Here is a 10500-nt window from a genome sequence, read left to right as displayed (position 1 = left end):
TTCGGCAAAACTCAGCCTACGCTTTCGAAGAAAGTTTTGCCTTCGGCAAAACTCAGCCTACGCTTTCGAAGAAAGTTTTGCCTTCGGCAAAACTCTTAGGAGGTTCAACATGAGCTTGACAACTTGCACGATTCATGTCACCCAGCGTCAGGAGCGGGTCGTCTACCTCTCCGGCGAATTGGCGCGGGCGCTTAAAGTATCCAAAACACGAAACATACATCTGCACCTCGGCGGCAAAAGCGTATACGCAAGTTTGAAGCTGCTGAAAAAGAGCGGCAACCATCTGTATGTGCCGTCATTCCTTTACACGCAGCTTCGCATTCCCCGGGCCGGCACCAGCATGATCACGTGCAGCAACGGCAAAGATATCCGCATCGGCCCGCTAATCGGGATCTTGACCAGCATTACGGGAGGGAACAGCACGCCGTTCGGCAATCGGACGGAGTTTATCCGGCAATTTATGCGCGCCGGCTCCGACAAAGCATTCTACTACGGCTTTTCCCCCCAAAGCGTCAATTGGTCTCAAGCAACCGTCACCGCCATTCTCCCGCGCGGTGAAGGCGGCTGGGTACGCAAGACGATGCCGCTGCCCGATGTCGTCTACAACCGGCTGCCCAGCCGGAAAGCGGAGCGGCTCGAGTCGATGAACGCTTTCAAACAGCGGTTTATTCGCAGAGGGATTCCGCTGTTCAACTGGACTTTTTTCGACAAATGGGATGTCTACAATTTGCTGGAAGGCACCGAAGCTTCCCGTTACGTTCCCGAGTCCCGGATCAACCCCACCTCTTCGCAAATTAAGGAAATGCTGGAGAAACACAAATTCATCTATTTGAAACCGACCGGCGGCAGCCTCGGCATCGGCATTTTCCGCCTGACGTACAATCCGAAACGCGGCTACTATGTCCGCTTCCGGCGCGGAGGGCGCAACGTGCTTCTGCGGTTCAGCCGCTTCGATGCCCTCATGGCGCTGCTCAACCGGCAGAGCGGAAGGCTGAACAACTACGTTGCCCAGCAGGGGATTCGTTTGATCGAACTCGACAGCTGTCCCATCGATTTCCGCTTCCATATGACCAAGAACAACGCCAACCAATGGGTCGTTGCCGCCATCGGGGCCAAGAAAGCGGGCAAAGGCAGCGTCACGACCCATGTGCGCACCGGCGGACAGCTCATGACCCCCGAACAGGTGCTCCGTCAAATTTTCGGCAGCCGGGCGGATGCGGTGCTGGCAAGTGCCAAGGAAACCGCCGTCAAGCTGGCGGAGGACATCGAGCGGAATTACCGTCATACCTTAGGCGAGCTCGGCTTCGATATCGGGATCGACCAAAGCGAACGCCTCTGGATGTTCGAGGCGAATTCCAAGCCGGGGCGGTCCATTTTCAAGCATCCGGCGCTGAAGGAACAAGGAAGAGCCTCGCTGCAAAACATCTATGACTACTGCCTCTACTTGAGCCGATTTCGGTCAAGGAGGGATTCCTGAGTGGAGACCAACACCAACGCATCGTCCAAGCGCGAAAATCCGACGCTGGCCATTCTTACTCACTCGGATGAAACGCGAATTTTTCGCGGGAATCAAGAAAATTTTATCGACCTGATACGCACCGGGGCTGAGCACGGCGTTCTCGTCTACGTGATGACGACGACCGATTTCAAGCTGTCCGGACGCAAAGCCGTCGGCTACACCTACAACGCCGCCGACAAAACGTGGAAAAAAGGGGTGTTTCCCGCCCCCCACGTCATTTATAACCGGATTCCTTACCGCAAATTCGAGCTGCTCCCCGAGGTGCAGCAGGTGATTCAAGCCTGCATGCGGCAGAGAGGGATCCGTTTTTTCAACCCGTCCTTCTTTAATAAATGGACCTTGTTCGAATGGCTCAATCACGCCAAAAAGACGCAGAACTACATTCCCGCCACGAAGCGCCTCTCCTCCGGCGAGGAGCTCGACAAGCTGCTGGCCGAGTATCCGTTTCTGTACCTCAAACCGATTCGCGGCAAAGCCGGCAAGGGTATCATGAAAGTAAGCCGAAGCCTTCTCGATACGAAGTCCAAAATATTCGAGCTGAGCATTCAGGAAAAAACGAGAAGCCATATCTCCCGTTACCCGAACGTCTCCCGGCTATGGTCGGAAGTACAGGAACTGATCGGAGGTAAGGACTACATCATCCAACAAGGAATTCCCCTCTCCAGCTATAAGCAGCGTCCGTTCGATCTGCGGGTGCTCGTGCAAAAGAACGGCAAGGGCCTGTGGAGCGTCGCGGGGATCGGCGCCAGACTGGCCGGAAAGCTCAGCATCACGACCCACGTTCCACGGGGCGGCTCCATTGACGATCCCGCCAAGCTGCTTACCTACTCCTTCGGCGGGCCCGGCAGCAGACGCATCATCGCCCGCGCCAAAAAAGCGGCGCTCACCATCGCGAAACAGATCGAAAAGTCCAGCGGTCATATGTTAGGCGAGATGTCCATGGACCTCGGCGTCGATCAAGAAGGGCATATTTGGTTTTTCGAGGCAAACTCCAAGCCGATGAAATTCGACGAGCCGCCGATCCGCAAAAAATCGCTCGAAAATCTGATCCTGTACTCCATCTATTTGGCCAAGCGCAAACCGAAACGCCCTCTCAAAAAAACGGCGCCCTTTCCCCTTCTGGCTCAAACCAACGCCGAGCGCGATAAATAAGAAAGATAGGCAGGTGAGCTCCATCTTGAGTACAAAACTTGGCGTGCTGGCGATGTATATGCCGGGACGGAAGCTGGAAGAGCTTTCGTTTTACCGCAAGCTGAGCATTTTCGGACAAAAGCTCGGGGTGGATGTGTTCATATTCACCCCGGACGATGTGGATGACAACCGAATGCGGATCCACGCGCTCTCGTATAACAAAGCAACCCGCTCATGGACCCGCAGGTGGGTCGGCTTTCCGCCGATCGTCTATGACCGTTGCCGCTATCACGGGGCGGACAATTATCGCAAGATCACGCGCTTCCGGCAAAAATATACCAAGCTCCGCTACCTGAGCCGGCCGCTGGCCAACAAATGGATTGTTTACCGCCTGCTTTCGGAAAATGAAAATATCGCTCCGCACCTGCCTTCCACCGTTCATTACAGAAGCCGGAAGCAGCTCGAGCAGTTCCTGAAGAAGCACCCGGTCGTGTACATGAAACCGAAAAGCGGCACGGGGGGGCGCGGGATCGTCCGCTTGCAGCGGCTGCGGGGAAGCCGTAGTTATCTCATGCAGGGAAGGGATGCGGAGCGCCGCATTTTGCCTGCGACCAAGGTGACCGCAGCGCAAATTCCGGTGCGGCTTGCCGGCTGGGGGCTGCAGAGCAAATATATCGTGCAGCAGGGCATTCCGCTTGAGCTGAAGGATGGCCGGGTGCACGACTTCCGGATGCTGGTGCAAAAAGACGGCCAAGGGAAGTGGCAGGTAACCGGATGCGCCGGGCGTATCGGCCCCCCTTTTTCCGTCACTTCCAATCTGCACGGCGGCGGGAAGGCGATATCGATGGAAACGCTGCTCAAAAGCCGCTTCGGGACGGAAGAGAGAGTAAAAACCATCAAGGAAACGGCATATACCCTCGGGCTTCGTGTCGCACAGCATCTCGAAACCAAGTTCGGCACGTATTGCGAAGCCGGCATCGATCTGGCGGTCGATCCGTCGGGGCATGTTTGGCTGCTGGAGGTCAATCCGAAGCCTTCGCGCGACGTATTCCGATTAACCGGAGATCTGCAGACATACCGCAAGGCGATTCGCCGGCCTATCGAATTCGCTCTCCATCTGCTCCAACAAAAAGCGGCTCCTAAAGCCGGTACCAGACATTTGGACCTTGTTCCGCAGCCCCGGCAAAGCGAATCTCAACGAGACCGGTCTGATTGATGCAGCGGTCTTTTCTTTTTGGCGGATCCCGGTTTTTGTCCATAAAAAAACACCGATGCGTCATCGATGTTTTTGTGCTCCGCCGGCAAATCCGGGTCCGAAACTTCAAATAATAAGTTTTCCGCTCCTTTACGCTTCGAGCAATGCCGGAAGGTCGCGGAAATCCGCGATGCAGACGTCGGCTTGATCCAGCTCTCCCTCTTTGCGGAACCCCGCATAATCGCAGCCGACCACGAACAGCCCGTTCGCATGTCCCGCCTCGACATCCGATGAACGGTCGCCGACCATCCAGGCGTGTTCGATGCCGTACTTGTCCAGAAGCTGCCGCACGAGATCCACCTTGGAGCGGGTCGCATATTCCCCTGCGCTGTACAAGCCTCCGGGTTCAAACAGCGGCTCAAGCCCTTGATGGCGGATGACGCCTTTGACATAAGCCTCCAGGCCGTTGCTGGCAATGAACAGCCGCACGCCTCTCCGGCGCAGCTCCCTCAGCGTGTCGGCAACGCCTTCATACAGCTTGCCTTCGCCGCGCGCCATCGCCTCCACTTGCAGCTTCAGCAATAGCTCGTCCGCCCGGCGGTGAACCGTCACATCGGCATCCGGCATCACCAGCTGCCATATATGCTCCAGCAGCATGCCAAGTCCGCTCAATATGTATTTCTCATCCGGCGTTTCCCCTTGAAACAGCCCTTCCGCACGAAGCTGTTCGAATGTGGCGTGGTAAGCCGGCAGGAGCAGCGTTTCCGTCTGAAACAGCGTCCCGTCCAAATCGAAGATCATCGCTTCCGGTGTTCTTTTGTTCGTCGACATTCCCTTCTCCTCCTGACATCCGCATAAGCATATCACGTCTTATAGAACCACGATTGTCACAGATTGTCAAACGGAGGAATCACTCGCTTTCATGAAACGATGCAGGGTGACTCAGTGGAAATTCTATGCTTGCGGTCATTGTAACAACATAAAAGGTGCCAAATATGATGATAACTTAAAAGCAGACTGCTTGATGAACTGTATCGCTTTCAAGATATTTTGAAAAAGTACTATGAATTGGAAGGCCCCGAAGATCACGATTCCAAAAAGGAGCTTATTAGACAGATTGAATTGCACCTAAGACCATCATCCCATTTACGGCATTCAAGCGTTGGATCATTCGGGATAATCCGGACTTATTCGAAGAATTCGGGCATTTAATCGAAAAATTACAACAGGGCACGCCAAGATAGGCTGCCCTGTTCGCTTAAAACACCTTTTTCGCTCCCTGCTCCCCCTTCAAAATCTCCACCGCTTCGCGGAAGCGAAGCGAATGAATAACTTCGCGCTCTCGCAAAAACTTCAGACCGTCCTGCAGATCCGGATCGTCCGTCATGTCGATCAGCCATTGGTAGGTGGCGCGCGCTTTTTCCTCCGCGGCGATGTCTTCGTACAGGTCGGCAATCGGATCGCCTTTTGCTTGAATGTAGGCAGCCGTCCAAGGCACACCCGCAGCGTTGTGGTAAAACAGCGCCTTATCGTGATTCACGTAATGCTCGTCTAGCCCCGCGGCCTTCAACTGTTCCGTCGTGGCGTCTTTCGTCAGCTTATAGACCATGGTGGCGATCATTTCCAGATGGGCTAACTCCTCCGTCCCGATGTCCGTTAAAAGCCCGATCACTTTATCCGGTATCGTATACCGCTGATTCAAATACCGCAGCGCCGCCGCCAGCTCGCCGTCCGCACCGCCGTACTGCTCGATCAGCAGCTTTGCCATGTGCGGGTCGCACTTGCTGACCCTGACCGGGTACTGCAGCTTTTTCTCATAAATCCACATCGCTCAAGTCTCCTCTCCTGGTTCCGCTTTGAATCAGACCTGCCACGGCCACGGCGGTTCCCACCATTGCCACGGATAGCCCGAAAAGCTGCGACCAAACTGCATAAGCGGACCGAATTCGGACTCGTACCGTTGGGCCAAAAGCTGGCGCTGCTGGGCATGCTGGTTAAACTGCTCCAACGCCTGGGCGTCATTGGGGTGCGTATCCAGATAGAGCGTCAGCTCCACCAGCACGAAATCGATCGCTTGCAGTTCCTCCAACAGCGTGTAGTAGTGGGGGGGCAGCGGTTGTTTCATGCCGTTCACCTCCTGTCCTTTCAGTAATATTTGGCTTCGTAAGGACTATACAGCGCAGGCCAGAGCGTACCGCACCGGAGCGCTTGAAGCGGGGGATATTGGGGAAGCTGCGGCGGTTGAAACTGAATATACAGATTTGGCGGAATAACAAAGGTCTTAACCGTAATCGGCGGACAAGGGTCGAAGGGGCTGACATACGGATACCATTCTTTCTCAAGATCCATGGCCGGAAATGCCTCCTTTAGCAATCTACCAATATTTATACATTGCCGCTCGTCCATTATGCGTATAAAATGACAACAACTTCATCTGCCCCCTGCAGAAGGAAAAAGGAGCTGAAGTGTTTTGTCAAAGAAAACGTTTTCAAAAAGATGGCTGCTGACGGTCACCGCTTCTTGCCTGATCGCAGTCCCCTCCGTCCTCCCGGATTCGACTTACTCGGCTGCCGCGCAAACCCCGACCGTCCTGTCCCAAGGCATATCCGGAACGGCGGTAACGGAATTGCAGCACAATCTTCGATCGCTTGGCTATTTCACCTACCCGAATGCTACAGGCTATTACGGCCAGTATACGGTGCAGGCCGTCCGGGCCTTCCAGCAAGCCTACAGTCTGCCGATGACCGGGGCCGCTGACGGAACGACGCGGACCGCGCTGTCCCGTGCACTTGTGAAGAAATCCATCCTCGCAGATGCAAAACGATACATAGGCACGCCCTACGCGTGGGGCGGAAGCACGCCTGCCGGCTTCGATTGCTCCGGTTTTATCTATTACTTGCTGTCGAAGCAAGGAGTCCCCATGCCCCGGACCAGCTCGTCCGTCATGGCCGGTATGGGCTTTGCGGTTGACCGGGATCGTCTGATGCCCGGCGACTGGGTATTGTTCGGCTTGAACGAGCCCGGCGTCGTCTCCCATGTCGGCATTTATATGGGCAACGGCGAGTTCATCTCCGCCACCCGCTCCGCCGGCATCGCCATACAAAAGCTGGACAGCAGCTACTGGGGCCCCAAATACCTCGGCGCCCGCCGCTACTATTGATCGCAGCGACTCCTTTTTCGCTACAAAAAAACCGTCCGCGGCCCTCGTCCCAAGCAGGCGTGCATGATGCGCTCCCTGCCTTCGAACGAATGGCCGTGACGGTTTTTCTTTTTAGTGAATGTCCTTTTTCTTAAAGCGTCCGCCCTTCACGTCGTGAATATTGCCGACAGCCAGAAACGCGGCTTGATCGAGCTCCTCGACGATCGACTTCAGCTTTGCTTCTTCCAAGCGGTTGATGACGCAGAAGATGACCAGCTTATTGCCGCCGGTAAATCCGCCTTCGCCTTGCAAATACGTGACCCCGCGGCCCAAACGGTGCATGATGGCGTCTCCGAGCTCGCGGCTGTTCTCGCTGATGATCCAGACGGATTTGGATTCGTCAAAGCCTTCGATCGTAATGTCGATCAGCTTGAAGGCTATGTAATAAGCGATAAGCGAATACATCGCGTGATCCCATCCGAACACGAAGCCCGCGCTGCTCAGGATGAACAGGTTAAAAAACATCACCACTTCGCCGACCGAGAACGGCGTTTTCTTGCTGAACAGAATCGCCATAATTTCCGTGCCGTCGAGCGAGCCGCCCGAACGGATGACCATGCCGACGCCGATGCCGAGAATAATGCCCCCGAACACGGCTGCAAGCAGCGGATCGGTCGTCAGCGGAGGCACCGGATGGAGCAGCCATGTGCCGACAGACATCAGAGAAACCGCAAATAAGGTAGATAACGCGAACGTTTTACCGATTTGCTTGTACCCGATAAACAAAAACGGAAGGTTGAATAATAAGAGAAATACGCCGATCGGAATACCCGACAAATGCGAGGTAATAATCGAGATGCCCACGATTCCCCCGTCAATGATATTGTTGGGCACCAAAAAGTTTTCCAAGCCGACCGAGACAAGCGCCGCCCCCAATAAAATAAAGACGGCGCGTTTTACCAGTTTGGGCAACGTTAATTTGGAATGCTGCTTGGCATTCTTGAGACCTGCCTGCATTGCTTCTCCCCCTTTGATCTATGACCGTATGAACGACAAAATTTTATGGTTATAGTTACTGTTCCAGCTTGATATTGATTTTAAGCAGACCGACCCGGCGAAGCGCCTGGTACACGATGATGAGCACGGGCCCCAGAATGAGACCGATCACTCCGGCCAGCTGGAAGCCAACATACATGCTGACCAATGCCGCCAAAGCATTGATCCCGACGGCGTCGCCGATAATTTTCGGTTCGATCAGGCGCCGGAACACCATGATGACGAGCAGCAGGACGATCAGTCCGATGCCGAGCCGCATATCTCCCGCGAGCATGCTGTACCCCGCCCACGGAACGAGCACGGCGCTCGTCCCAAGCACCGGCAAAATATCCACCAGCACGATCAGAAGCGCTACGGCAAGCGGATATTCGACATTCAGAACAAGCAAGCCGACCAAGGTCACCATATACGTTAGCAGGCTGATCAGCAACTGCGCGAACAGGAAGCCGATAATAGCCCGGCGCAGATCGCTCAGCACCGCAGCCACCTTCGGTCTCGACTGGGTCTCGAACAGGTTCAGAAACGACTGATGCAGCTTCGGCAGACTGAACGAAATCAAGTAAAGACCGATCACGAACACGACGAAAAACACGAACAAATTCGGAATCGTTTTGGCCACGTCGAGAAAATAGCTGGAGATGGCGGCTACGATGCTTTTCAAGTTTTCCGTAAGCATCCCGGCTCCCGTTTCCACGTAGCGCTGCACCTGCTCGGCAACGTCGTACGGCAGCAGCTTATAGAACAATCGGGTCCTTGCCGACGAATCTTCAATAAACAGCTTGGCGTCGCTCAAATACACGGAAGCGTTCTTCCAGAATTGAATGAGCTCCGTGACGATTTTGAAGCCGATCAGATAAACGAAACCAAGCACCGAGCCGGTAAAAAGAGTACAGACTACGGCGGAAACCGGCACGCGACCGCCGCGGAATATTCGTGTCAGCAGCAGAACGATCGGTTCGAGCAACAGGGCAATCAACATGGCAAGCAAAAATGGGAAGCCGATGGTGAACATTCCGTACAAAAGCACGGCGCCAAGCACGCAAAAAACGATCGTTTTAAGCGACATCGAACGGGTACCCCCCTATTCGTCAGGATGGTTTTGACCGGCTAGCGGACCCGAAACGGGCTGTTTTTCAACAGGCTGAATTTTCACACGCAAAATACGCAATCGCTCGACCTCCGTAATTTCGAACAAGAAGCCGTTCTGCTCCAGCCGTCTGCCTTTGGAGACGGAGCCTTCCAGCTGCTTGAACAGCCAGCCTCCGATCGAATCCACCTCATCGTCCTCGATCCCGAGGGCAAGCCGGTCGTCAAGATCCTCCAGAAGCACGCGTCCGTCAACGGAGTAGGCATCGCCGATCTTCTCCACTTCGGGCCGCTCCGTCTCGTCGAATTCGTCGTGAATCTCGCCGACGATTTCCTCCAGAATGTCTTCGGTCGTAATCAATCCCGCCGTTCCGCCGTATTCGTCGATCACGACGGCGAGCTGGGAACGTTTCTTCTGCATAAGCCGCAGCACGTGGCTGATTTCCATCGATTCGGGCACCATGAGCACCGGACGCAAGAACTCTTTGATATCGTGCTTCTTGTCCGGATCGCAAGTGAGCAAGTCCGACATATGGACAAATCCGATGATCTCATCCTTATCGTCCGTGGCCACCGGATAGCGCGTATGCTTCGTTTCATAGACGATTTTTAAGTTTTCCTCAAAACTGAGCTCGGTAAACAAACAATCCATATCGGTCCGGGGCAGCATAATTTCCCTCGCGACCCGATCGGAGAACTCAAATATATTATCGAATAGCGCCAGTTCGTCCTTGTCGATATGACCGCTGCGGGCGCTCTGGTTCATCAAAATCCGAATTTCTTCTTCCGTATGGGCTTCTTGCTCGGTAGCAGGCTGAATCCCAACCAGCTTCAAGAGCTTGTTCGCGGCGCCGTTCAGCAGCCAGATCGCCGGATAAAAGATTTTGTAAAACAGCATTAAAGGAGCCGACAGCCATAGAGAGGTTGCTTCCGATTTCTGAATAGCCATGGATTTGGGCGCAAGCTCGCCGAGCACGATATGCATGAAGGTGATCACGGCGAATCCGATCGCAAACGACAAGGCATTGGCATACCAAGCTCCCCCGAGTCCGAATGCTGCCAGAGCCGGCTCAACGATCAGATGCGAGACGGCCGGTTCTCCTACCCATCCGAGCCCCAGCGACGCCAGCGTAATGCCGAGCTGCGTGGAAGAAAGGTAAGCGTCCAGCTTTTTGGTTACGGCAAGCGCATACCTGGCTTTCGGGTTTCCCTCGCTCTCCAGCTGCTGCAGGCGCGTAGCCCGGACCTTCACCAATGCAAACTCCGCTGCAACAAAAAAACCGTTCAGCAGCACCAAAAACACGACCAGTAAAAGATTAAGCGAAATTAATCCGAAATCGAACCCTGTACTGTGACTTTCCAAGAAGGATCAGT

At 54.6% G+C, this 10500-nt stretch carries 11 protein-coding genes; 4 read left to right on the top strand and 7 right to left on the bottom strand.

Annotated elements, in window-relative coordinates; genetic code table 11:
• Nucleotides 1–109: 109 nt before the first annotated feature.
• The 3 genes from PEH01S_RS21525 to PEH01S_RS21515 are packed head-to-tail and all read left to right on the top strand — an operon-like array spanning nt 110 to nt 3866.
• Nucleotides 110–1477, top strand: coding sequence for a YheC/YheD family endospore coat-associated protein (locus PEH01S_RS21525; RefSeq protein ID WP_025852709.1), 1368 nt, complete (start codon nt 110–112; stop codon nt 1475–1477).
• Nucleotides 1478–2671, top strand: a complete 1194-nt coding sequence (locus PEH01S_RS21520; protein WP_127487914.1) for a YheC/YheD family endospore coat-associated protein — start codon at nt 1478–1480, stop codon at nt 2669–2671.
• 25 nt (nt 2672–2696) lie between these two features.
• Complete coding sequence (locus tag PEH01S_RS21515) at nt 2697–3866, top strand: YheC/YheD family endospore coat-associated protein (protein ID WP_025852711.1); 1170 nt, start codon at nt 2697–2699, stop codon at nt 3864–3866.
• Nucleotides 3867–3995: 129 nt separating this feature from the next.
• Here PEH01S_RS21515 and PEH01S_RS21510 read toward each other — a convergent pair whose 3' ends face one another.
• The 4 genes from PEH01S_RS21510 to PEH01S_RS21495 form a co-directional block, all read right to left on the bottom strand.
• Nucleotides 3996–4676: an HAD family hydrolase gene (locus tag PEH01S_RS21510; protein WP_127487912.1), complete on the bottom strand. Its 681-nt coding sequence runs from the start codon at nt 4674–4676 to the stop codon at nt 3996–3998.
• 427 nt (nt 4677–5103) lie between these two features.
• Nucleotides 5104–5673: a manganese catalase family protein gene (locus PEH01S_RS21505; RefSeq protein WP_025852713.1), complete on the bottom strand. Its 570-nt coding sequence runs from the start codon at nt 5671–5673 to the stop codon at nt 5104–5106.
• 33 nt (nt 5674–5706) lie between these two features.
• On the bottom strand, nt 5707–5970 hold the full coding sequence (locus PEH01S_RS21500) for a spore coat protein CotJB (protein WP_025852714.1): 264 nt from the start codon (nt 5968–5970) through the stop codon (nt 5707–5709).
• Nucleotides 5971–5990: 20 nt separating this feature from the next.
• Entirely contained in the window at nt 5991–6194 is a 204-nt protein-coding gene (locus PEH01S_RS21495; RefSeq protein ID WP_025852715.1) for a spore coat associated protein CotJA, read from the bottom strand.
• A 121-nt stretch (nt 6195–6315) separates the two neighbouring features.
• Here PEH01S_RS21495 and PEH01S_RS21490 point away from each other — a divergent pair, with 121 nt between their 5' ends.
• A complete protein-coding gene (locus PEH01S_RS21490) occupies nt 6316–7005 on the top strand; it encodes a C40 family peptidase (protein WP_127487910.1) in 690 nt (229 codons plus the stop codon).
• A gap of 111 nt (nt 7006–7116) precedes the next feature.
• On the opposite strand, the gene PEH01S_RS21485 is transcribed toward PEH01S_RS21490, so the two are convergent.
• Genes PEH01S_RS21485 through PEH01S_RS21475 form a run of 3 tightly spaced genes read right to left on the bottom strand, consistent with a single transcriptional unit; the run spans nt 7117 to nt 10489 of the window.
• On the bottom strand, nt 7117–8001 hold the full coding sequence (locus tag PEH01S_RS21485) for a YitT family protein (protein WP_025852718.1): 885 nt from the start codon (nt 7999–8001) through the stop codon (nt 7117–7119).
• Between the two features lie 55 nt (nt 8002–8056).
• Entirely contained in the window at nt 8057–9106 is a 1050-nt protein-coding gene (gene ytvI, locus PEH01S_RS21480; RefSeq protein WP_127487908.1) for a sporulation integral membrane protein YtvI, read from the bottom strand.
• Between the two features lie 15 nt (nt 9107–9121).
• Entirely contained in the window at nt 9122–10489 is a 1368-nt protein-coding gene (locus PEH01S_RS21475; protein ID WP_127487906.1) for a hemolysin family protein, read from the bottom strand.
• Nucleotides 10490–10500 lie beyond the last annotated feature (11 nt).

The organism is Paenibacillus ehimensis NBRC 15659 (assembly GCF_004000785.1).
GTDB lineage: Bacteria > Bacillota > Bacilli > Paenibacillales > NBRC-103111 > Paenibacillus_G > Paenibacillus_G ehimensis.
The sequence above is the reverse complement of the archived record's forward strand: the minus strand, read 5'-3'. Positions and strand labels throughout refer to the sequence as shown.

Excerpts from the sequence above, each read along its gene's own strand:
- PEH01S_RS21525 (WP_025852709.1), top strand. The coding sequence starts at position 110 with ATGAGCTTGACAACTTGCACGATTCATGTCACCCAGCGTCAGGAGCGG.
- PEH01S_RS21510 (WP_127487912.1), bottom strand. The coding sequence starts at position 4,676 with ATGTCGACGAACAAAAGAACACCGGAAGCGATGATCTTCGATTTGGAC.
- PEH01S_RS21505 (WP_025852713.1), bottom strand. The coding sequence starts at position 5,673 with ATGTGGATTTATGAGAAAAAGCTGCAGTACCCGGTCAGGGTCAGCAAG.
- PEH01S_RS21500 (WP_025852714.1), bottom strand. The coding sequence starts at position 5,970 with ATGAAACAACCGCTGCCCCCCCACTACTACACGCTGTTGGAGGAACTG.
- PEH01S_RS21495 (WP_025852715.1), bottom strand. The coding sequence starts at position 6,194 with ATGGATCTTGAGAAAGAATGGTATCCGTATGTCAGCCCCTTCGACCCT.
- PEH01S_RS21485 (WP_025852718.1), bottom strand. The coding sequence starts at position 8,001 with ATGCAGGCAGGTCTCAAGAATGCCAAGCAGCATTCCAAATTAACGTTG.
- ytvI (WP_127487908.1), bottom strand. The coding sequence starts at position 9,106 with ATGTCGCTTAAAACGATCGTTTTTTGCGTGCTTGGCGCCGTGCTTTTG.